The 23,307-nt window shown below is 69.6% G+C and carries 13 protein-coding genes and 3 rRNA genes; 4 read left to right on the top strand and 12 right to left on the bottom strand.

What is annotated here, in order from left to right; translation table 11 throughout:
• Nucleotides 1-51: 51 nt before the first annotated feature.
• The 4 genes from GA0070623_RS04360 to GA0070623_RS04375 form a co-directional block, all read right to left on the bottom strand.
• Nucleotides 52-642, bottom strand: coding sequence for a response regulator transcription factor (locus tag GA0070623_RS04360; protein ID WP_172898363.1), 591 nt, complete (start codon nt 640-642; stop codon nt 52-54).
• Nucleotides 643-1,052: 410 nt separating this feature from the next.
• A 5S ribosomal RNA gene (gene rrf, locus GA0070623_RS04365) occupies nt 1,053-1,169 on the bottom strand.
• A gap of 99 nt (nt 1,170-1,268) precedes the next feature.
• Nucleotides 1,269-4,381: ribosomal RNA gene (locus GA0070623_RS04370) — 23S ribosomal RNA — on the bottom strand.
• Nucleotides 4,382-4,757: 376 nt separating this feature from the next.
• Nucleotides 4,758-6,272, bottom strand: a 16S ribosomal RNA gene (locus tag GA0070623_RS04375).
• The 16S, 23S and 5S rRNA genes sit together here, the layout of an rRNA operon.
• A gap of 1,169 nt (nt 6,273-7,441) precedes the next feature.
• Between GA0070623_RS04375 and GA0070623_RS04380 the strand changes: the two genes are divergently transcribed.
• The gene (locus GA0070623_RS04380; protein WP_067308607.1) at nt 7,442-8,812 is read left to right on the top strand and encodes a DivIVA domain-containing protein; all 1,371 of its coding nucleotides are present in this window, start codon (nt 7,442-7,444) and stop codon (nt 8,810-8,812) included.
• Between the two features lie 165 nt (nt 8,813-8,977).
• Nucleotides 8,978-9,724, top strand: coding sequence for an SAM-dependent methyltransferase (locus GA0070623_RS04385; protein ID WP_067308610.1), 747 nt, complete (start codon nt 8,978-8,980; stop codon nt 9,722-9,724).
• A 23-nt stretch (nt 9,725-9,747) separates the two neighbouring features.
• Here the strand turns inward: GA0070623_RS04385 and GA0070623_RS04390 are convergent, their stop codons facing one another.
• Nucleotides 9,748-10,518, bottom strand: coding sequence for a nucleotidyltransferase domain-containing protein (locus GA0070623_RS04390; protein ID WP_067308665.1), 771 nt, complete (start codon nt 10,516-10,518; stop codon nt 9,748-9,750).
• Nucleotides 10,519-10,672: 154 nt separating this feature from the next.
• Between GA0070623_RS04390 and GA0070623_RS04395 the strand changes: the two genes are divergently transcribed.
• Entirely contained in the window at nt 10,673-11,644 is a 972-nt protein-coding gene (locus GA0070623_RS04395) for a helix-turn-helix domain-containing protein (protein ID WP_157746950.1), read from the top strand.
• Nucleotides 11,645-11,876: 232 nt separating this feature from the next.
• Nucleotides 11,877-12,827 carry an alpha/beta fold hydrolase gene (locus GA0070623_RS04400; protein WP_067308616.1) on the top strand — a complete coding sequence of 317 codons (951 nt, stop codon included), beginning with the start codon at nt 11,877-11,879 and terminating at the stop codon, nt 12,825-12,827.
• Here the strand turns inward: GA0070623_RS04400 and fxsT are convergent.
• The 7 genes from fxsT to GA0070623_RS04430 form a co-directional block, all read right to left on the bottom strand.
• Nucleotides 12,821-16,729 (bottom strand): FxSxx-COOH system tetratricopeptide repeat protein, encoded by a 3,909-nt coding sequence (fxsT, locus tag GA0070623_RS04405; protein ID WP_067308620.1) that lies wholly within the window; start codon nt 16,727-16,729, stop codon nt 12,821-12,823. The two genes, GA0070623_RS04400 and fxsT, sit on opposite strands and share 7 nt — an antisense overlap.
• Nucleotides 16,726-17,889: a TIR-like protein FxsC gene (locus GA0070623_RS04410; protein ID WP_067308623.1), complete on the bottom strand. Its 1,164-nt coding sequence runs from the start codon at nt 17,887-17,889 to the stop codon at nt 16,726-16,728. The genes fxsT and GA0070623_RS04410 overlap by 4 nt, the downstream gene beginning before the upstream one ends.
• Nucleotides 17,876-18,556 carry a TIR-like protein FxsC gene (locus tag GA0070623_RS04415; RefSeq protein ID WP_067308626.1) on the bottom strand — a complete coding sequence of 227 codons (681 nt, stop codon included), beginning with the start codon at nt 18,554-18,556 and terminating at the stop codon, nt 17,876-17,878. The genes GA0070623_RS04410 and GA0070623_RS04415 overlap by 14 nt, the downstream gene beginning before the upstream one ends.
• A gap of 74 nt (nt 18,557-18,630) precedes the next feature.
• Nucleotides 18,631-19,419, bottom strand: coding sequence for an aminoglycoside N(3)-acetyltransferase (locus GA0070623_RS04420; RefSeq protein ID WP_084261313.1), 789 nt, complete (start codon nt 19,417-19,419; stop codon nt 18,631-18,633).
• The gene (locus GA0070623_RS04425) at nt 19,416-21,737 is read right to left on the bottom strand and encodes an FxsB family cyclophane-forming radical SAM/SPASM peptide maturase (RefSeq protein ID WP_067308629.1); all 2,322 of its coding nucleotides are present in this window, start codon (nt 21,735-21,737) and stop codon (nt 19,416-19,418) included. Before GA0070623_RS04425 ends, GA0070623_RS04420 begins: the two co-directional genes overlap by 4 nt.
• Nucleotides 21,709-21,882: a hypothetical protein gene (locus GA0070623_RS30295; protein WP_172898364.1), complete on the bottom strand. Its 174-nt coding sequence runs from the start codon at nt 21,880-21,882 to the stop codon at nt 21,709-21,711. The genes GA0070623_RS04425 and GA0070623_RS30295 overlap by 29 nt, the downstream gene beginning before the upstream one ends.
• Before the next feature lie 96 nt (nt 21,883-21,978).
• Complete coding sequence (locus GA0070623_RS04430; protein ID WP_067308632.1) at nt 21,979-22,881, bottom strand: DUF4231 domain-containing protein; 903 nt, start codon at nt 22,879-22,881, stop codon at nt 21,979-21,981.
• Nucleotides 22,882-23,307: the final 426 nt, after the last annotated feature.

The raw sequence follows: 23,307 nt of genomic DNA on the forward strand, positions 1-23,307 counted from the left end.
TGGGAATCTTATTGACTTCGTAACGTGTCCGACACCCCTTCCCACCGGCATTCAGATCCAGCCGGCGTCCTGCGCCCGCTGGACAGCCTCCCACCGGTTACGGGCACCGGTCTTGCGCAGCACCGCGGACAGGTGGTTTCGCACCGTGCCGGGGGCGAGGTGCAGCTGGCCGGCGATCTCCTTTGTCGACAGGCCACGGGCCGCAGCGGCGGTCACCTCGCGCTCCCGCTCGTTCAACGGATTGACCGCGGCGTCGAGCGCGGCCAACGCGGTCACCGGATCGATCGCCCGTCGCCCCTCGGCGACCAGCCGTAGCTGGTCCAGCAATTCCTGGGGCGGCACATCCTTGGCGATGACTCCACGCACCCGCGCCCCTAGTGCCCGGCGCAATACCCGGGCGGTCCGTCGGGAGGTCAGCACCACCACCGCGCACTCCGGTAGCCGCGCGTGCAGCTGCCCGGTCAGGGTCGCGGGGTCGTCGATCGCGTCCAGGTCGACCAGGACCACGTGCGGACGCCGGGTGATCACGCCCTCGGCGAGGTGGCGGTCAGGATCGCTCTCCCCGGCCAGTTCGAAGCCGGGGGTCGCGGCCAGCACCGCCGCCAACGCGGTACGCAACAGACCGGGCGGCCCCACCACCACCACCCGAATAGTCGGTGGACATGAGTTCGATTCCGGTTTTGCTGATCGGCCAGCATCCGAATCCGATGACAGCTGTTTCCGGCTCGTCAGTTCTTCCACTCATGACATTTTCCCAACGGAGAGCCAAATAAGCCACAACTGTCAGAATGACGACGGACTGGAGTCGCAAAAATGGATGAAGCCCGTCAGGAGTGGAGCATGCAGTAAGTCCCCGTTTTCCGGGACGCGCGATCTCGGCCCGGCCACCCCGTCGGGATCGACAAGGCAAGAGCAAGGGTCGACTCCCAGGAAAGGAGCACAACGCACAATACCCATCCCCTGTCCGGGGATGGGTATTTCCTGATTGCGTCACCGACGACGCTACGCAGTCGAGGGCCGACCCGGATGGGGCGGCCCTCGACTGAAAGATTGTCCGGCGGTGTCCTACTCTCCCACACCCTCCCGAGTGCAGTACCATCGGCGCTGGAGGGCTTAGCTTCCGGGTTCGGAATGTAACCGGGCGTTTCCCCTCCGCCATGACCGCCGTAACCTTATGAACATATCAAACAACACACACACCCACACCCAGCGTGTGAGGGGTTGTCTGGTATTTGTTCAGAGTTGCACAGTGGACGCGTAGCAGCCTTGTTGTCAAGTCCTCGGCCTATTAGTACCGGTCAACTGAACCCGTTACCGAGCTTACATTTCCGGCCTATCAACCCAGTCGTCTAGCTGGGGGCCTTACCCCCACAAAGTGGGATGGGATACCTCATCTTGAAGCAGGCTTCCCGCTTAGATGCTTTCAGCGGTTATCCCTTCCGAACGTAGCTAACCAGCCGTGCCCCTGGCGGGACAACTGGCACACCAGAGGTTCGTCCGTCCCGGTCCTCTCGTACTAGGGACAGCCCTTCTCAAGTATCCTACGCGCACGGCGGATAGGGACCGAACTGTCTCACGACGTTCTAAACCCAGCTCGCGTACCGCTTTAATGGGCGAACAGCCCAACCCTTGGGACCTGCTACAGCCCCAGGATGCGACGAGCCGACATCGAGGTGCCAAACCATCCCGTCGATATGGACTCTTGGGGAAGATCAGCCTGTTATCCCCGGGGTACCTTTTATCCGTTGAGCGACACCGCTTCCACACGCAAGTGCCGGATCACTAGTCCCGACTTTCGTCCCTGCTCGACCTGTCAGTCTCACAGTCAAGCTCCCTTGTGTACTTGCACTCAACACCTGATTGCCAACCAGGCTGAGGGAACCTTTGGGCGCCTCCGTTACCCTTTAGGAGGCAACCGCCCCAGTTAAACTACCCACCAGACACTGTCCCTGAACCGGATAACGGTCCGAAGTTAGATACCCAAATCAACCAGAGTGGTATTTCAAGATTGCCTCCACCCATACTGGCGTACAGGTTTCACCGGCTCCCACCTATCCTACACAAGCCCATTCAGATACCAATGTCAAGCTATAGTAAAGGTCCCGGGGTCTTTCCGTCCTGCCGCGCGTAACGAGCATCTTTACTCGTACTGCAATTTCGCCGGGCCTGTGGTTGAGACAGTGGGGAAGTCGTTACGCCATTCGTGCAGGTCGGAACTTACCCGACAAGGAATTTCGCTACCTTAGGATGGTTATAGTTACCACCGCCGTTTACTGGCGCTTAAGTTCTCCGCCTCGCCCCCAAAAGGAGCTAACAGGTCCCCTTAACGTTCCAGCACCGGGCAGGCGTCAGTCCATATACATCGAATTACTTCTTCGCATGGACCTGTGTTTTTAGTAAACAGTCGCTTCCCCCTGCTCTCTGCGGCCATACAACGCTCCACCCGCACGGGGCTTCACGTCTCCGGCCCCCCTTCTCCCTAAGTTACGGGGGCAATTTGCCGAGTTCCTTAACCACAGTTCGCCCGATCGCCTCGGTATTCTCTACCTGACCACCTGTGTCGGTTTGGGGTACGGGCCGCTAAGAACTCGCTAGAGGCTTTTCTCGGCAGCATAGGATCACTGACTTCACCTGAATCGGCTCGGCATCACGTCTCAGCCCTGTGTACCGCGGATTTACCTACGGCACGGCCTACACGCTTACCCCGGCACAACCACCGGCCGGGCTCAGCTACCTTCCTGCGTCACCCCATCGCTTGACTACTACCCACCAGGTTCCCAGCCTCCCCATTCTCGGTCCGAAAACCGCCAACAGTTCAGGTGGTTAGCACAGCAAGGTTCATCACGGGCGCTCCTTCGCGGGTACGGGAATATCAACCCGTTGTCCATCGACTACGCCTCTCGGCCTCGCCTTAGGTCCCGACTCACCCAGGGCGGATTAGCCTGGCCCTGGAACCCTTGGTCATCCGGCGGAAGGGTTTCTCACCCTTCTTTCGCTACTCATGCCTGCATTCTCACTCGTGCCGCGTCCACAACTAGGTCACCCCGCTGCTTCACCCCCGGCACGACGCTCCCCTACCCACCCACACACCTGCACCAGACACCAAAATGCCTGACGAAGTATCATGTGAGTGCCACAGCTTCGGCGGTGTGCTTGAGCCCCGCTACATTGTCGGCGCGGAACCACTTGACCAGTGAGCTATTACGCACTCTTTAAAGGATGGCTGCTTCTAAGCCAACCTCCTGGTTGTCTATGCGACCCCACATCCTTTTCCACTTAGCACACGCTTAGGGGCCTTAGCTGGTGATCTGGGCTGTTTCCCTCTCGACTACGAAGCTTATCCCCCGCAGTCTCACTGCCGCGCTCTCACTTACCGGCATTCGGAGTTTGGCTGATTTCGGTAAGCTTGTAGGCCCCCTAGACCATCCAGTGCTCTACCTCCGGCAAGAAACACACGACGCTGCACCTAAATGCATTTCGGGGAGAACCAGCTATCACGGAGTTTGATTGGCCTTTCACCCCTAACCACAGATCATCCCCCAACTTTTCAACGTTGGTGGGTTCGGCCCTCCACGCGGTCTTACCCGCGCTTCAGCCTGCCCATGGCTAGATCACTCCGCTTCGGGTCTAGAACATGCGACTACAACGCCCTCTTCAGACTCGCTTTCGCTACGGCTACCCCACACGGGTTAACCTCGCCACATGCCACTAACTCGCAGGCTCATTCTTCAAAAGGCACGCCGTCACCCCGCAAGGCTCCGACGGATTGTAGGCGAACGGTTTCAGGTACTATTTCACTCCCCTCCCGGGGTACTTTTCACCATTCCCTCACGGTACTCGTCCGCTATCGGTCACCAGGAAGTATTTAGGCTTACCAGGTGGTCCTGGCAGATTCACGGCAGATTTCAGGAGTCCGCCGCTACTCGGGAACACCCACAGAAGGTCAGCAACTTTCACCTACCGGACTCTCACCGCCTACGGTCAGCCATTCCAGACTGTTCGGCTAGCCACCAACTTGATAACTCCTCGAACAAGTGTCAGCCTGTTCAGCAGGGTCCCACAACCCCGACCACGCAACCCCTGACAGGTATCACACGCAACCGGTTTAGCCTACATCCGCTTTCGCTCGCCACTACTCACGGAATCACTATTTGTTTTCTCTTCCTACGGGTACTGAGATGTTTCACTTCCCCGCGTTCCCCCCATACACCCTATGTGTTCAGATGCAGGTGACACCACATGACTGGTGCCAGGTTTCCCCATTCGGACACCCTGGGATCACAGCTCGGTTGACAGCTCCCCCAGGCCTATCGCGGCCTCCCACGTCCTTCATCGGCTCCTGGTGCCAAGGCATCCACCGTTCGCCCTTGACAACTTGACCACAAAGATGCTCGCGTCCACTGTGCAATTCTCAACAAACAACCAACCCACAACCCCACGACCCCACACCAAACAGCCCCACAGGACCCGGTATGCGAGGCCAGGCCATGCCTGGCAACCTTCAACAAGCTTCCGCTCATCCAAAGGCTCCGAAAAAACAACCACGAGGATTGTTCCTTCAGGACCCAACAGGGTGCTCACCGCCAACCACCAGCCGCACCAGGAACCCGTTCCCACCACCCGAAGGCAGCTGTACTAGAAAACTCCCAGCCGTTGCCGGCAACCGACTAACCAGTGTCTCCGCCATCCGAGCACCCCGACCCGACATCCGCAGGCCGCGGGCTCCATACCAGCTTTCACTGGATGGTGCTCCTTAGAAAGGAGGTGATCCAGCCGCACCTTCCGGTACGGCTACCTTGTTACGACTTCGTCCCAATCGCCAGCCCCACCTTCGACGGCTCCCTCCACAAGGGTTGGGCCACCGGCTTCGGGTGTTGCCGACTTTCGTGACGTGACGGGCGGTGTGTACAAGGCCCGGGAACGTATTCACCGCAGCGTTGCTGATCTGCGATTACTAGCGACTCCGACTTCACGGGGTCGAGTTGCAGACCCCGATCCGAACTGAGACCGGCTTTTTGGGATTCGCTCCACCTCACGGCATCGCAACCCATTGTACCGGCCATTGTAGCATGCGTGAAGCCCTGGACATAAGGGGCATGATGACTTGACGTCATCCCCACCTTCCTCCGAGTTGACCCCGGCAGTCTTCGATGAGTCCCCGCCATAACGCGCTGGCAACATCGAACGAGGGTTGCGCTCGTTGCGGGACTTAACCCAACATCTCACGACACGAGCTGACGACAGCCATGCACCACCTGTGACCGCCCCCGAAGGACCTCCCATCTCTGGAAGTTTTGCGGCCATGTCAAACCCAGGTAAGGTTCTTCGCGTTGCATCGAATTAATCCGCATGCTCCGCCGCTTGTGCGGGCCCCCGTCAATTCCTTTGAGTTTTAGCCTTGCGGCCGTACTCCCCAGGCGGGGCGCTTAATGCGTTAGCTGCGGCACAGGAAACCGGAGAGGCCCCCCACACCTAGCGCCCAACGTTTACAGCGTGGACTACCAGGGTATCTAATCCTGTTCGCTCCCCACGCTTTCGCTCCTCAGCGTCAGTATCGGCCCAGAGACCCGCCTTCGCCACCGGTGTTCCTCCTGATATCTGCGCATTTCACCGCTACACCAGGAATTCCAGTCTCCCCTACCGAACTCTAGCCTGCCCGTATCGACCGCAGGCTTGGGGTTGAGCCCCAAGTTTTCACGGTCGACGCGACAAGCCGCCTACGAGCTCTTTACGCCCAATAAATCCGGACAACGCTCGCACCCTACGTCTTACCGCGGCTGCTGGCACGTAGTTGGCCGGTGCTTCTTCTGCAGGTACCGTCACTTGCGCTTCGTCCCTGCTGAAAGAGGTTTACAACCCGAAGGCCGTCATCCCTCACGCGGCGTCGCTGCATCAGGCTTCCGCCCATTGTGCAATATTCCCCACTGCTGCCTCCCGTAGGAGTCTGGGCCGTGTCTCAGTCCCAGTGTGGCCGGTCGCCCTCTCAGGCCGGCTACCCGTCGTCGCCTTGGTAGGCCATCACCCCACCAACAAGCTGATAGGCCGCGAGCCCATCCCAGGCCGAAAAACTTTCCACCCCCCACCATGCGGAAGAAGGTCATATCCGGTATTAGCCCCCGTTTCCGAGGGTTATCCCAAAGCCTAGGGCAGGTTACTCACGTGTTACTCACCCGTTCGCCGCTCGAGTACCCCGAAGGGCCTTTCCGCTCGACTTGCATGTGTTAAGCACGCCGCCAGCGTTCGTCCTGAGCCAGGATCAAACTCTCCAACAAAAATCTTGTCGAACAGCACATCCCGACAACAAACAACATGTTGCCAAAGGAATCCCCACCAACCAAACCCGAAAGCCCAGTCAGCACGGGGTATAAACAAATTGGCACTGGCTTATCAAGCACCCTGTTGAGTTCTCAAAGAACAACCACACACCACCCGAAACCCCGCAACCGCAGAGCCCCGACCTGGGGTATCTCGTCCACCGCGCCACACGCTCCCGCGCTTGGCACTTTTACTACGTTACCCGGTGGTATCCGCCATGTCAAACCGCTCTGTCGCGATCCACACCACTTCCACCACATTTTCCGCACACCACAAGCAACCCCGATGACATCGGGACGACTCGTGATTTCCGGCAGACCGGCCGCGGCGGTCACCCGCACACTCGCCCGATTTCCTGCCGGCGTCACACACTACCCGGTCGGTTTCGCCCCACCAAATCGACCCCTGGTCGATCCAGGACACCACCCGGACCAGACTCCACCGAAAGCAATCCGTGAAGTCGGCACCGCACTCCGCGCTCCGGCCTTCAGGGCATTCGCCCCGCTTCGTCCGTTCCGCGCTGACAGGAAGAAAGTTACGCGCCGACCGCGAGCACCGTCAAATCGAGCGGACGTCTCCCCGGCTGCCATACCGGTACCGCCTGGCGGACCGCGCCCTTCGGACGCCGGCAGGCCCTCCGACGATCGCCTGGAGCTGGGCAAAGACTACTGGGAGGACCGCCGGGTAGGCCGAACGGTCACATCCGGGAGCACGGTTGGCGTCGGTACGGCCGACATCAGTTCTCCCGAGCCGACAGCGGTGCGGCCTGCCAGGCCTACCGGCGGCCCTCCGGCCCGGCAGCGGCACGGCCGCTCCAGGCGGCCGCTCCAGGCGGGGGACGACACGACCGTGGCCCGTCACTCCGGTCGGCCCGCTCCGTGCACCGGTGTGGCCGGGCCAGCCGGCGTGGCCGGGCCAGCCGGCGTGGCCGACACCGGGGCCGGCGACCGGGCCGGAGGGCACACCCGCCGGGCCGGACGGGGCCGACCGGTCATCCGGATCGATGCGTGGACCGTACCGGGGTCCGGTCACCGGCGGCACCGGTCGCCGGTAGTGTCTCGCCCCATCGTGGCCCGCGGGGTCACCCACGCGGACCTGGGATCGCCGAGGATGACGGAGGCTGGCTATGTCCACCGGGGAGGAGTCGTCCGCGTCGCGTGACGACGGGACGTCACGGCCGAGCTTCGAGCTCGCGTTGCGCGGCTACGACAAGCGACAGGTGGACCGGTACGTCGAGCAGATGGACAGTGCGCTGTCCAGGCTGACCGCCGACCGTGCCCAGGCGGCCGGTCAGATCCAGGGGCTGACCACGCACATCCAGCGGCTGCAGGCGGAGCTGACCGAGCTGCGCCAACGTCCCACCCAGGTGGACCGGGCGTCCTTCCGCGACCTCGGGCCGATGGTGGACCAGATCCTCGCGTTGGCCGAGAAGCAGGCCGCCGTGATCACCGACTCGGCCGCCCAGCGGGCGAACCAGCTCCAGAGCGAGGCGGAGAAGACGCTCGGTGAGGCCCGGGACCGTACCGCGCAGGCGCTGCGGGACCTGGACGAGGAGTTGTCCGCCCGCCGGGACGAGCAGGAGAAGGCGTACCAGGAGCGGCGGTCGACGGTCGACGCCGAGCTGGCCGAGATCCGCGAACGGGCCGAGAAGCTGCGGGCCGAGGGGGAGGCCGCCCACGAGCGGGCCCAGCAGGAGGCGAAGCGGATCAGCGAGCAGACCGCCAAGCAGATCACCCAGACCCGGGCCGCCGCCGAGGCGTTGACCAAGGCCGCGCGTACCCAGATCCAGCAGGAGATCCAGGCGGCCCGGACCCAGAGCCAGCAGGAACTGGCCCAGTGGCAGGCCACCGTGGAGCGGGAGGTCGGCGAGCGGCGGGCCGCGGCCGAGCAGGAGCTGGCCGAGCAACGGGCGGCGGCGGAGCGGGAGCTGACCAGTCAGCACAGCGCCGCCGAGCAGCAGATCGCCGCCCTGATCGCCGAGGCACAGCAGTACGCCACCGAGGTCCGTCAGCGGGCCGACGAGCAGACCAGCGGCCAGCAGGAACAGCTGGCCGCGGTGCAGCGGGAGATCGCCGAGCGGCAGAAGGCCCTCACCGAGGCGCAGGGTGAGCTGGAGACGGCCCGCGCGCAGCTGGCCGAGATCCAGCAGGAGGGCGACACCACCGAGCGGGAGCTGGCGCGGGCCCGGCAGCGGTTGGAGGAGGTCCGTCGGGACCTGACCGCCGAGAGCCGGCGGCTGGACGAGGCCCGGCAGGCCGCCGAGAGTGTGGAACGGCACGCCAAGGATGTCCGGGCCCGGGTGCAGCGGGAGGCGAAGCGGGTCGCCGACCTGGCCGCCGCCGCGGTGATGGCCGCTGCCGCCGGGGGTGGCGAGACCGCCGAGTATCCGACCGTGGCGGCCCGACCGGCCGTCGAACCACCGGCCGCGGCCGGCAGCGAGCCGCCGGTCCACACCGGCAGCGAACCACCGGCCGGCAGGGTGCCGACCAACGCCTGACGGCAGCCGTACGGCCCGGAGCCAAATCGCTGTGCTCCGGGCCGGTGGGGACGTAGCCTGACGGCCCGTCCCCGCGACCCGATCGAAGGTGTATCTCCGTGCCCGTGCTCCGCGTGCCGACCGTCCGCCTCCCGCGTCCGTCCACGCATCCCCGGAGTCACCGACATGGACCTCGATCGTAGTTTCGTCATCCGCGAAGGCGACCTTCGCATCCTCAACCCGTTCGACGCCGACAAGCTCGCCACCCTGGGGCGGGCGATCCGGCTACGCCCCGACGACACCCTGCTCGACCTGTGCAGCGGCAAGGGTGAACTGCTCTGCACCTGGGCCCGGGCACACGGGGTCCGGGGTACCGGCGTCGACATCAGCACCGTGTTCACGGCCGCCGCCCGGCGGCGGGCGGTCGAACTCGCCGTGGCCGACCGGGTCCGGTTCGTGCACGACGACGCCGCCGGCTACCTCCACCCCGTGCCGGTCGACGTGGCCGCCTGCCTCGGCGCGAGCTGGATCGGCGGGGGCGTGACCGGCACCATCGACATCCTGGCACGGGCGCTGCGTCCGGGCGGGATGCTGCTGGTCGGCGAGCCGTACTGGCTACGGGAGCCGCCGGACCAGGAGACCGTCGTCGACTGTCACGCCACCGTCCGCGACGACTTTCACGACCTACCCGGCCTGGTCCACCGGATCCAGGCGCACGGGTGGGACGTGGTCGAGATGGTCCTCGCCGACCGGGACAGCTGGGACCGGTACGCCGCGGCCCACTGGCTCACCCTGCGCCGTTGGCTGGACGCCCATCCGGACGACGATCTCGCCGGGCGGTTCCGGCAGGAACTGACCGAGGACCCGCTCCGGCACGTCCGGCACCGGCGGGAGTACCTGGGTTGGGGCGTGTTCGCCCTGCTGCGGCGGTGAACCGGCGGTGGCGGCGTGCGCGGTCAGCCGGCGGCGATCTCGTCCAGCACCCGCTGCTGGAACGCGCGGGCCGCGGCGTCGTCCGGCAGCGGTCCGCCCGCGCGGGCGTCGACACAGCGTCGTACCAGCTCGGGATCCCGGCCGAGGGCGATCACCCGGTGGCCGGCGGCGACCTTCGACAACCAGTCGCCGTCGTGGAGCCGGACCAGTGCCCGGCAGGCCCCCAGCACCGCGTCCACCGTCGCCGGGGCGGGGTCGTCGCCCGGCGGGGCGGAGCGGGCCAGCCACCAGCGCAGCGCCGCCACCAGCAGGTCACGGAGGTCACCCGGGGACAGCTCGGCGAAGACCTCACCGGCCGGCGGCCCGGTCAGCGGACGTCCCCGCTGGTGCAGGATGCTGCGGTCCAGGCCGTACCAGAAACGGCCGTCCGCGGCGGGCCGGTCGGCGGGGGTGAGGGCGGCCCGGAACGGCATCCGTGACCCGGTGTTCAGCTCCACCTCGAACCCCGGCTCGGGGGTGCCCGAGCCGGCCACCGCCCGCGTGTAGGCCACCAGTTCCAGTCCCCGTGCCGGGCAGGGCAGCGCCTCGTGCCGCAGCCGGGACACCAGCTGCTCCCGTGCCCGCCGGGGCAGCGTGTCCCGGCAGACCACGGCCACGTCCACGTCGCTGCGGCCCGGCCGGTAGGCGTCGAGCGCCACCGAACCGGCGGCGTAGACCCCGACCAGGTCCGGGCCGAGCACGTCCTGCACGGCGGTGACCAGGCCGTCGAGGTAGCGGCGTACGACGGGGTCCATGGCCGCCATCCTGCCGCTGCCGCCGCGCTCCGGCCGGGCCGGGGTCCGGTGCGGCGGGTGCGGCCCGCCGCCCGGTGTGGTCCGACCGGCGGCCACCCCTGGCGCGGACGCCGTCGGTGGGACAGACTTGAGGCCCGACACCGAGGACGGGGGCATGGGCAGCTCCACACAGGACGATGCGGCGATGGAATTCGTGCGGGAACTGACCCACTGGCGGCACCAGCGGGGGATGTCCAAGAAGGAGCTCGCCGAGCGCACCGGCTTCGACCCGTCGTACGTCAGCCACATCGAGAACGGGCGGCATCAGCCCACCGAGGAATTCGCTCGCCGGGTCGAGCTGGTCCTGGACAGCGGCAACCGGATCTGGCAGCAGTACGTGGCCTTCGCCGACAGTCGGGGCCAGGGTGGACGCCGGTCGCCGCTCGGCCCGACCGCGGTTCCGCCACCGGCCGGTTCGCATCTGGTGATCGAGGACGAGCAGGCCTCCCTCTCGCTGGTCGACGGCGTGTACGAGTGCCGGTTCCGACGGGTGCTGCACAGTGTCGGCACCGAGCCGATCACCCGGCACACCGTGCAGATCGACATCGACCGTTTTCCGGATGATCCGGCCCGGTCCACCGCCTTCCACAGCCGTCACCCCCTCACCATCGACGAGGTCGGTTTCCGGGCCACCATCGGCACCGAGCAACCGGAGCCGATGCGGTGGCGGGTCAGCCGCAGCCGGGACGCCTTCCTCAAGATCGTGCTGTTGTTGGACGGCGGGGGAACCCCGGTGCCGCTCTATCCGGGGCAGCGCACCGTGGTGGACTACGCGTACCGGGTGCCGGCGTGGAAGTTCGGCGACTGGTTGCAGCGCGACATCCGGCTGCCCACCCGTAACCTGGTGATCCGGCTCGACTTTCCGGCCGAGACCGGTCCCACCGTCTGGGGCAGCGAGACCTCGTTCACCTCGGAGACCACCGCCGAGGTGCACCCGGACCGCCGCGAGCGGCAGGGTCGGGTCGCGTACGAGTGGGCGGTGTCCCGGCCCCGGCTGCGGGCCCAGTACCGGGTCGACTGGCGGTACGCCGATCCCCGGGCGGCCCTCGTCGACGCTCCGACGGATATCCGACCGTTGGCCTGCTGAGGCCGCCGCCGGAGCCGGGCCGACGCCGCCCGCCGGGGGGCCGGAAGTTCCCCTCGGACCGGCCGACACGGTGTCGTTTCCGACAGATCCGGCCGGTTGTCCCGACTCGGCATAGCGGTGCAGCGGGCGCGACCGTTAGGCTCAAAGGCTGAACGGGGTCGACGACAATATCGTTCCTGATCAATGCGGATTGCGAGTATTGGCTGGTTGTGGCACCGGAAGGCAGGCTGGAGTGACCCGAGAAGGTGAGCCTGGGCCTCGATTCGCCCACCGCGCGGACAACAAGCGGGTGGCGTACGAGGAGACCGGCGCTCCCGACGGGCTCCCCGTCTTCCTGATGCACGGCACACCGGGCAGCCGCCGGGGGCCGAAGCCCCGCGGGATCGTGCTCTACCGGTTGGGCATCCGGTTGATCGCCTACGACCGTCCCGGCTACGGCGACTCCGACCGGTTCGAGGGCCGCGACGTCGCCGACGCCGCCCGGGACGTGGAGGCCATCGCCGACCAGCTGGAGCTGGACCGGTTCGCGGTGGCCGGGCGCTCCGGGGGCGGGCCGCACGCGTTGGCCTGCGCCGCCGACGAGCGACTGCGCAGCCGGGTGACCCGGGTGGCGGTACTGGTGAGCCTCGCCCCGTCGGACGCCACCGGGCTGGACTGGTTCGACGGCATGAACCCCGACAACCAGCGGGGATTCGGCGCCGATCGACCCGACACCGACGCGGTGGTGGAGGAGATCCGGCAGCGTGCCACCCGGGCGGCCGAGGACCCCCGGTTCCTGCTGCGGGACCTGATGGCGCAGATGGGTCCACCGGACCGGCGGGCGATCAACGACGCGGCCCTGCGCGGGATCATCTTCGACACCTACCAGGAGGCGCTGCGCGCCGGCCCGTACGGGTGGATCGACGACGTGCTGGCGCTGCGCCGGAACTGGAAGTTCGACCTCGGCGCGATCGACACGACGGCCACGCCGGTCCGCCTCTGGCACGGCGCGGAGGACACCTTCGCCCCGGCCAGCCACGGTCGCTGGCTCGCCCGCCAGATTCCCGGTGCCGAGATCGAGGTGCAGCCGGACGCGGCACACTTCGACGCCATGCAGCAACTGCCGCGCATCCTCCGCTGGCTCACCGGGACGGACGCGCCGGTGGGCACCGACGTGCTCATCGGTGCCCGGCCCGGTCAGTAGGGGTGCGGGTCGAGGACCCGGCGCACGTACCGCCCGTCGCGGAGGACCACCACGCTGGGATGCTCCTGGCCGATCAGGTCGGCCAGCCGGTCGGCCAGCCGCACCCGGCCGATGCTCACCACTCCCCCGCTCGTCGCCTGGTGCGCGGTCTCCACGTTGCCGAGGCTGCGCAACGTGTCCGGGTGGTCGGGGCCCAGCGCCGCCGTCAGCCGGTCCACCACGGCCCGGAGCTTGACCAGCCCCTCCTCGTGCTGACCCCGCATGATCGTGAAGACCGCGACGTTGTTGTCCGCCCCCGTGCTGAACGGGTGCGCCGCGCCGAGCACCTCACGCAACCCGTCGGCGGCGGCGACGGTGACCGTGAACGCCTCGTCCCGGTCCGCGGTGTCCCACAGCGCCACCCCCCGGTTGATCCCGCACACCAGCGAGTACGGGTGCCGCGGGCCGAACACCTGGGCGAAGAGCTGCTCGATCTCGATCAAGTCGTGCCGGGCCTGCTCGTCCTGCCCTTCGAGCATCATGTTGGCCGCGCGGCTGAGCGCGGCGAGGAGGGTCTCCGGGTTGGTCGGCCCGAGGCTGGACCGTAGCCGTTCGGTGGCCTCGTCGAGCAGCCGGCCCGCCTCGGCGATCCGCCCGGTGCTGCGCAGCGACGCCGCCAGGTTGGCCTGGGCGGTGAGCACCGGCCGGCCGTGCTCGCCGAAGATCCGGCGGTACCCCTCGACCACCTCCCCCAGCAACGCCACCGAACCCTGGTAGTCGCCGATCTCCCGCAGGTCACGGGCGTAGTTGTTGGCGGACAGCAGGGTCCGCGGGTGCTCCGGGCCGAGGACGACCCGCAGGCGGCGGTAGGTGGCCTCGTCGCTGTCGCGCGCCCGCCCGAACTGGCCCATCAGCCGGTGGGAGGCGGCCAGGTTGTTGACCGCGTTGAGCGTCCGGTGATGGTCCTCGCCGAACACCTCGACACACGCGGAGTGACTGCGCACGTCCCGCTCGAGGGCGTCCTCGTACCGGCCGAGCGCCCGCAGGTCCGCCGCGTACCCGCCGGCGGTCATCAGGGTGTAGGGGTGGTTCGCACCGATCAGCTCCTCCTGCTGGCCCAGGGTTTCCTGGTCGAGGCGGAGGGCCTCGGCGAAGCGACCCAGACTCCGCAGCAGGTTGGCCCGGTTGAAGCGCAGGCTGAGCAGCTGGATGCGCAGGGTGCGGTGGGCGGCGGTCTCCGGGGACAGCCCTTCGAGCATGGTCGTCCAGGTCTTGTCCACCTGGTCGGCATACTGGGCGCCCTGCTCGAAGCCGCCGTTGAGGAAGATGTACCGGACCCGGTCGATGACCAGCTGACGTACCGTGTCGTCGTGGCAGGACACCGCCTCCGAACCGTCCAGGTGCGGCCACAGGTGCCGGTACCCGACCTGGAAGGCCGGATCGTCCACCTCGCCGGAGGGTCGTGAGCCGGCGAGGATCCGGTGCACGTCGTGCTTGACCTCCCGTAGCTCCGGTTCGGGCATCCGGGACCGCATCGCCGCCTGGAGCAGCCGGTGGATCTGGACCCGCTGGGCGTGCAGGTCCACCTTGATCAGCGCGAGCCGGTTGATCCGCTGGACCAGCGCGGCCGCGATGTCCCGCTCCGAGACCCGGTCGGTGACCTGGGCGGCGACCAGCGGATCGTGCGGGGCGATGACCTTCGCCACCTGGTCGCCGTAGAGCAGGTCGAGGGCGATGTCCGGGGCGAGCACCGAGCCGAGCTGCAACAGCCGGTAGGCGCCCGGGGACTGCTCCCGCAGACCGTCCAGCGAACGGCCCCACACGTCGCTGTCCGGACCGGTCCGCGCCAGGCCGGCCAGGTAGGTGGCGACCGAGTCGGGGCTCTCCGCCAGCCAGGCACCGGCCAGCGCCACCAGGATCGGGACGTCCTCCACCGCCTCGGCGACCTGCTGTGCCTCGGCGACCGTCATGCCCCGTCGGCCGGTCCGACCGATCAGGTGGGTGACGCTCTCGCCCCGCTGGAAGGCCTCCACGTCGACCGCCCGCGCCAGGTCCCCCCAGTCCGGGTTGCGGGTGGTCACCAGCACGTGCCCCTCACCGTGCGGGAGGAAGTCCCGGACGTGTTCGTACTGGTCGACGTTGTCGAAGACGACCAGCCAGCGACGAGGGGGCTCGTCGGCACCCCGCCGGCCGCCGTGGCCGAGCCAGTCCCGTACCGCCCGGATGTTGTCCGGCACGTTCTGCAGGTCCGGCAGGCCGAGCCGCCGGCCCAGGTCGGCGAAGCGGATGTCGATGAACTGCGCCGGGTCCGCGTCGATCCACCAGACGACGTCGTACGCGCCGTGGAAGCGGTAGGCGTACTCGGTGGCGAGCTGGGTCTTGCCGATGCCCGCGCCGCCCCGCAGCGCCACCGGAACCCGCTCCCGCGCCGCCGTCTTCAGCTCCTCGCGCAGCGCCAGCAGCAGCCGGTCCCGGCCGGTGAACCGGACGTTGCGCGCCGGGGCGTAGAAGACCAGCGGCTCGACGCCCGGGTACCGGGTGGCCGGCACCGGCCGGTCGCGCCCGTCGGAGGGGCGTCCGACCAGCTCCCACACCTGTTCGGCGGCGGCGGTGGCGCCCCGCTCGTAGACGGTGGCCCAGCTGCCCGGCGGGGTCTCCACCGACGGGGTGGTGTCGTCCAGGTGCAGGGCGAGCACGGGGGAACCGGCCTGCCGGACGGCCCCGCCCGCCGCCCGGCGGGCGGCGAGGTAGGACCGCGACACCAGGTGCAGCTCGCGGGAGGCCGCACCGGCCGGCGGCGTCGCCGGGACACCCAGCGGGGTGGCCAGCACCCGCAGGTCGACGGCGTGCAGCGCGGACTGCGTCCACTCCGCCCAGGCCTGGTCCTCCGGCGCGTAGCGCAGCACGATCAACTCGTCCACGATCACCGGCTTGCGCTCGAACCGCTGGACGGTCTGCCGCCGCAGCCCGTCGTCCATCCGGGGCAGACCGGTGACCGCGCCACCGGTGATGTGCCGGGCCAGCGCCTCGTACGCCGACAGCAGCCCGCGGCTGCCCGGCACGTCGCCGAAGGTCGCCAGGGTCTCCTCGTAGGCGTAGTACGCCCGGTAGGGCACCTCGACGGAGAGCCAGTAGTCCTGCCGTTCCAGCTCGGTCATGCCGCTGGGCAGCCCGACGAACCGCTGCATGGCCAGCGCCCGCCCGGCGTCGGTCTTGATCTTCTCGCCCTCGTCGACGCGCATCGGCACCGGCAGCACCCGGCGGGCCCGCCGTCCCTCGTAGCCACGGACCCGGGCGGCGACCGTGGCCGCGCCGTCGATGCCCTGGTCGCTGAGGGTGAAGCAGTCGACCAGCACGTCGGGCAGGTGGATGGTGCAGATCTCGGCGACGTCGCTGATCCCGGTGCGGCTGTCGATCAGGGTGAAGTCGTAGTGCCGCTTCATGTCCGCGCGGAGCGCGTCGAAGAACTGCGCCCCACCGAGCCGGTTGTAGAAGTTGTCCCAGTTCAGCCCGGTGACGCTGGTCGCGTAGTCGGGGTTGTGCCGGCCGGCGAGCAGCAGGTCCAGGGTGCCGCCGCCGGGGAACTCCCAGGTCACCGAGAAGGCGTACTTGTGGACCCGGGCGTACTGGCGGTGCCAGTCGCCGGGGCGGGTGTCCCCGCCCTCGGTCCGACGGCGGACGTTCTCCCACTCGTACTCCAGGATCAGGTCCATCACGCCACCGGTGGAGGCGACCTGCTCCGGGTCGAGGAACGGCGCGAAGAACCGGTGCAGTCCGGGGGATTCCAGGTCCCAGTCGGCGACGAGCACCCGGTGACCGTTCGCGGCGAGGATCCAGGCGGTGTTCGCCAGCGCCATGGTGCGACCGGTGCCACCCTTGTACGAGTAGAAGGTGACGACCTGGCCGTCGCGGGGTGGAGTCATCGTTCTGCCTTCCCTCGCCGTACGTCGAACGGTCCGGCCGGCCCCAGGCTCGGCTTCGGATCGTGCGGGCCCTCCGGCGGGTCGACCGGACCGTGCCGGAGGAACTGTTTGCGCGCCTCGGTCACCAGCAGCGGCGCACAGCGCTCGAACTCGTCGATGGTGCGTACCGGCAGTACCCGCGGAAACCTGGCGTCCTGCAAGCTACCGGCGATCGCCTCGGGTGTCGTTTCGCCACGCGCGTGGTCGGCGGCGATGACGAGCGGGACCACCCACGGCGGCAGCCCGTCGAGGGCGGCGCGGGCCGCGTCCACCCCGACCCCGGCGTCCACCAGCACCACCGCCGGGCTGCGCGACGCCCGGTCCCGGGCCTCGGCCAGCTCGACCACCCGGGTGGGCAGCCCCAGCCGCTCGGCGGTCGCGGCCACGTAGTCGGCCACCGCCAACTGGTGCTGGTCGCCGTACGGTCGCCAGCGCGCCCGGTCGGCGGCGAGCGTGGTCACCACCAGGGCGGTGCCCGGCCCGTCCGGGACCGGGCCGCTGGTCAGCGCCGCCGCCCGGGACGGCGCGAGCGGTTCGTGCTCGGCCACCGTGACGATCCGGTCGGCCAACGCCCCGAGCAGGCTGCGGTACTGCGCGCGGTAGGCGCTCAGCTTGCACAGTGCGCGCAGCCCGTTGTCGGCGTAGTCGGCGCGGTCGTCGGGGTCGCCCACCAGCTCCAGCGCATGGACGGTCTCCGGACGGTCCTCCCAGGACGGCAGCGGCATCCAGAGCACCGGCAGCACGTGCCGCTGCGCCCGCGCCGCCGACAACCGGACCAGCCGGCTGCGGAAGGACTCCCGTTCGCCCAGCGCCCACGCGTTGCGGAAGTAGTTCGGTGAGTAGAGCGGCACGAAGACGTGCGCGAGGCTCAGCGCGTCGGTGAGCATGCGGCGCAGGTCGACGCCGGGGCTGACCTGGCCGTCGAAGAAGCCCGCCTCGATCTCGGCGGCCCGGCGGGGATGGCCCCGGACCGCCTCGACGAGATCGTGGAAGAACTGGCCGACCCAGTAGTCGGTGTCCGGCCGGGCGGCGTCCGACAGCGGGACGGAGTGGGCGTAGCTGAGGAAGAAGTAGGTCTCCTGCCCGGCGACTCCGGCCGGGACGACGTCAGGCCAGCTCATGCCCGTCCTCCTCGAACCGGTCGTGCAGCAGCCGCAGGTCGGTCGGGACCATCGCCTCGACCCAGTGCGTGCGGTACGCCCGGGCGATCCGCTGGGCCAGCCGCCACACCACCGCGTCGTAGGCGTCCTTGCCGTTGCTGCCGAGGCTGAGCAGACCGTAGATGCCCTCCTCGTGGTACTGCGGGGCGATCTCCGAGGGTAGCCGGGTGGGGGTGAACATCTGCCGCCGCGACACGACCGCGGGCACCTGGGGACGTTCCACCACCGACCAGTTGACCGGGATCACCGGGGTCTCCCCCGCCGACGGTTCGGCGCCCGGGCGGGGTAGGGCCGTCCGCCGGGTGAACGCGTTCCACTCCCGGGCGCACCACTCGCTGCGCAGGTACTGCGGTGAGATCAGCGGAATGAAGACCTGGCAGTGGCCGGCGGCGAAGGCGAGGTCGTCGGTCCACAGCTGTCCCCCGTCGAGCATCCGGTCCATGAAGCCGGCCGTCCGGCCCGGACCCAGGCCGAGCAGCTCGACGACGTGGTCGGAGAGGTCGACGAAGAGCTGGAAGACCTTCTGGTTGGTGTCCCGTGGCGGCGCCCCCACCCGGTTGCGGCTGCGGGCATAGCTGAGGAAGAACACGGGGGCGCTCTCGTCCTCCCGGAACTGTTCCTCCACCACCTGCCGCTCCCGCCCGGTGTCGCCGCCCCCGGCCGACCACAGTATCGACAGGGGCCAAACCCGCGCTGTCCCGTTCACGCCAGTCGGTGCTCATCCATCCACTCCCGAGCGACGTCGACGGCGCGGCGCAGCCGGACGCGACGGCCGTCGGCCGCGCCGACCGGCCCGCACCGCACCGACCCGCCCGCCACCACGGCCGCGCCGATCAGCGGGAAGTCGCTGTCGTCGAGGTGCGGGGCCTGGAAGTCCCGGCGGATCCGCCGGCCCGCCGGGTCGCGGACATAGCACCGGTACGCCCGGCGCGGCGCGGGCCGCCGGCAGCGGTACTCGGCGAGGTGGAACGCCGTGCACACCGACCAGTCGACGCCCAGCAGCAGCACCAGGGCGTCGGCGGCGTACAGCGCCCCCAGCGGCGACCGGTCGCCGAGGTGGCAGTCCAGGTCGTGCCGGGCGGTCAGCGCCGCGGCGGCCGGACCGAGCGCGGCGAACGAGGTCTGCGGGTGGGCGCTGCGGCGGGCACCGGCCTGCCGGCGGACGTGCTCGGCGAACACCCCCATCCCCTGCGCCGGGCTGCGCGCCGGGTCGAACGGCTCGATGGCCGCCTCGACGGCGGCGGCCCGGGCCGGGGTCAGCCCCGCCGTGGCGGCCCGGAACGCCCGCGAGGTCACCGAGTTGCCGGCCGTCTGGGTCGGCACGACCACGGTGCCGTCGTCGCCGAGGACGTCCCGCAGCGCCGCGAGCAGGGTGGCCGGGCCACCCGGGCCGGGCCGGACCCGGGACAGTGCGCTGTGCACCAGCACCGTCGCGCCCGCCGGCACCCCGAGCGCCCGCAGGTCGGCGGCGAGGGTGAACCGGCCGGTCACCGCCAGTCGTCCAGGGTGGCGCGCATCCGGTGGACGAACCGTTCCCCGTCGGCGGTGAGACTGCCCAGCCCGAGCAGCGCGTCGACCGCGCCGTCGGTCCACTCGCGGTAGCGCCGGAAGTGCGCCGCCGCCGCGCTGCCGGGCCGGTGCCGCCACACGTCGGCGACGGCGAGGTGGGCGTAGACGCCGTGCAGCGCGCCCTCCACCGGGCGGGGGTCGTCGCGCCAGGGCACCCGCAGCCGCCGGGCGTCGGCGGGGTCGAACAGCTCGCACACGTCGAGGACCGCGTCGAGCTTCAGGTGCTGCACCTCGTGGACGAGCAGCACCGCCAGCGCGGCGTCGTCGACGACCGGGGTGACGGCCACCGCGCCGAACGCGGACCGGGCGGCGGCGCTGCGGGCCCGGCCGGACGGGTCGGGACGCAGCGGCACCACGGCGCGCAGCAGGGCGCGGACGCCGGCCGCGTAGCCGACGGCCTCGGTGTCGAGGCGGTGCACCGCCCGCTGCACCTGCCGCGTCCACCGGTCGGCGACCGCCGGGGTGAGCCGGGGGGCCACCGCCAGGTCGAAGCAGTCGCGGTACGGGTCGGTGTCCTCCAACAGGACGGGCCCGCCGTCGGTACGCACCGCCCGGGTCGGCTGCCACCGGTCCGGGTTCGCCCCGGCCCCCGGCCGGACCCGGACCCGGCGTCGGCCGGCCCGCAGCTCGACGACGCCCCCGGAGATGACGACGGGCACGGTGTCGGCACCGGCGTCGACCACGATCGCCCCGAGCGTGGGCAGGTGCACGGCGCCGGCCCGTACCGGCAGCACGAGGTCGACGTCGACACCGGCCCGGACCGCGGCGGCGGCGGCCACCGCGGCGAGGTGGGGCAGCTCACCGGTCGCGCCGGCCCGGCACCGCTGCGCCCACCGCCGGACGAAGGGGTGGCCGAGCACCCGGTCGACGGCCTCGGGCGCGGACACGTCCAGGTCCACCAGGAGACGCCAGCCGGCCGCCGCGACCGGGTCGGCGGCCGCCGCCGGGCTGAGCGCGACGGTCAGCGCCCGGGTGATGCCGTGGTGGACGGCGGCGAGGTGGGCCACCGACTCGGCGCTGCCCCGGCCGGAGCCGAGGTCGTCCAGGACGGCGGGGGGCAGGGTGTCGACCGGCCGGTCACCCTGCGGGTCGGCCGGGACGGCCGTGGCCCGGATCAACGCGGCCAGGTCGGCGCAGTAGGCCGACGGGTTGTCGAAGCCGGTGCCGGTCCGGTACCGGTGGGCGAGCAGACCGCCACCGCACCGACGGACCAGCGGGCACGATCGGCAGGTGGCGCAGAGCCCCGCCATTCCGGACTGCCGGACCACGATGCCGGGGTGGGCCGCCGCCTCGTCGACCCGGTGCCGGAACACGTCCAAGCCGGTGGCGGCGGCCCCGTGGAAGGCGGACTTGAGCGAGTCGACCTGCTCGAAGGTGCCGTCGGTCTCGACCACCACCAGGTCCACCGGGGCGAGCCCGACCGCCTCGGTGCCGGTGCTGCCACCGGTGGCGGTGGCCAGCAGCGACTCCAGCAGCCGGATCGGCACCGGCTGCCCGTCGGCCAGCCAGGCCCGGTGGATCGTCAACAGCCAGTCCGCGTACGGGGTGGCGGCCCCGTCGGGGCGGGCGGGTGGCCGGTCCCAGTTGGCGTGCGGCAGCAGGAAGTCGATCGCGGGCGGGTCCTCGGCGAGCAGTGCCCGGTAGACCCGGATCGGGTCGTTGGCCAGGTCGACGGTGCACAGCAGCCCGGCGTAGACGCCGCGGTACTCGGGACGACGCAGCAGCTCCAGCGCCCGTCGCACCTGGTCGTGGCTGCTCGCGCCGTTGGCGTACCGGCGGTGCCGGTCGTTGGCCGACCGGTCGCCGTCCAGGGAGATGCCCAGCCCGATGTCGTGGGTGACGAGGACGTCGGCGATCTCGGGGGTGAGCAGCACGCCGTTGGACTGCATCCGCAGGTCGAGGCGGGCCACCGGGCCGACGGCCCGTCGCAGGGTGACGGCGGTGGCGGCGATCCGGGTCGCGCCGGCGAGCAGGGGTTCCCCGCCGTGCAGGACCACCCGTACGGCCGGGAGCCGGTGGGCGGCGGCGTGCTCGGCGATCCGCCGGGCGGTGGCCTCGACCGTGCCGGGCGTCATCAGCCGGGGCTGACGACGCCACGACTGGTCGGGGTGCTCGTAGACGTAGCAGTGGTCACAGGAGAGGTCGCACCGGCTGGTCAGCTTGAGGACGTACTGACTGAGCGGGGCGATCGTTCCCGCGGGCGCGGCGGCGTCAGAGGTGCGAGCTGAAGGCGGCGACATCGACCCGGGTCGGGTGTGTTGCCCGATGATCGTCGATGCGGGCCACGGCGTTCGCCCGGTCGACCGCAATGCGGCCGAGCGGCGTGCGCCGCAGGTCGCTCAGCGGCGTCGGGAACGGATCGGACGGGGTTTGGGTGCGGTCCACGTCGGGCCCCCATCTGTGTCGGAGGTGGACGAACGTCCGTCCACGTCGACGGCCAATCACGGATATCGATGATGCTAGTCGCCACGACCCGTGATGTCACTGCTGCGCAGCGCCGTCTTCCTCGATCATTTTGGCCATCCAGGCCGCGTTGGAGTGGGCGATGATCCGTTCGGCCTCGGCCACCAACGCGTCGTCGTCGCTCCAGCCGTGCCCGGCCGCCCGGGTCAGCCGCAGCCGGGTCAGCTGGTCGGCCGTCCGGGCGTACTCGAGGTGCTGTTGCTCGTAGCGTTGGGCGGCCCCGTACCCGACCAGCGCCGTGGTGACCACCGTGGCGACCCCTACCCAGGCGGTGAGACCCAGGCCGTCACCGAGCACCCCGGTGACCGCGGAGAGCAGGGCGACCAGGACGGTCAGCACCGTCGCGGTCCGGCCGATCCGCGCGGCGGACCGGCCGGACCGCCGCGCGGCCGGCAGGTAGTAGCCGTCCACCTGCCGCTGCACCCGTTCGACGAGGTAGCTCGGCACGTCGGTGACGGCCGGCAGCGGTCGGTCGGCCGGCGGGTCGTCGAGGGTCTGCCCGACCAGGTCGCCGGCGTCCGCCATCAGCAGGTCGTAACGGCGCAGCAGGACGGCGTCGGCGTCGGCGTCGGCGTAGGGGGCGGCGCGGGCGAGGTAGCGGTACAGTTCCGCCTTCGACGCCTCGGAGACCGCCCGGAGCCGGGTCCAGGTGGCCACCGCCCCCCGGGACGACCAGCGCCCGGCCACCGGCACCAGCAGCAGCGACGCGCCGGCGACGATCGCCAGCACCCGGCCGGCGGCCGGCGCGGCCGTCGCCAGCATCGCCGCCGCGGTGCCGGCGACGGCGGCGACGGCGGTGAGGGCGGCGACCAGCCGTCGCCCCCGGGTGATCCGTCGCTTCACCCGTTCGGCGGCCTGCGACCAGAGTGCCTGCCTCCGCCAGACCTGGGTGGCGGCGAGGGTTCCGTCAATGTCCGGCACAGCCGCATGGTAGGCGATCGGTGCCCACCCGAGTCGTGCCCACCGGGCCGAGCACGACGGACATGACGACGTTGTCGTACTGCTGGCCGACCGGGCGTATGCGCAGCGGCCGCGCGTTCCGGCGAAAACCCTCAACTGGGACGGCCGGCCGGAAAAGATCCAGCGGGGATCACCTGTTCAGGGCGGGGCGCACGACCACCGTTCATCGATGGGCAACAGTGGTTTCGACCACCCGACCGAATGGTTGCCCCGGTCAACCCATTGATATGGATCTCCACCCGTGTGATCGTGCCTCCAGCGGTCGCCAACCCCCGGCGACTCGTGACGGACGGTCACCCCCACCGGGCCAGCCGGCAGCCCGGAGACCACCCGTCACCGCCATGCCTCAGCGCAGCACCGGCGCCGCGACCCCACCGGGCGCCGGCG

This window comes from Micromonospora rifamycinica (assembly GCF_900090265.1).
Lineage (GTDB): Bacteria > Actinomycetota > Actinomycetes > Mycobacteriales > Micromonosporaceae > Micromonospora > Micromonospora rifamycinica.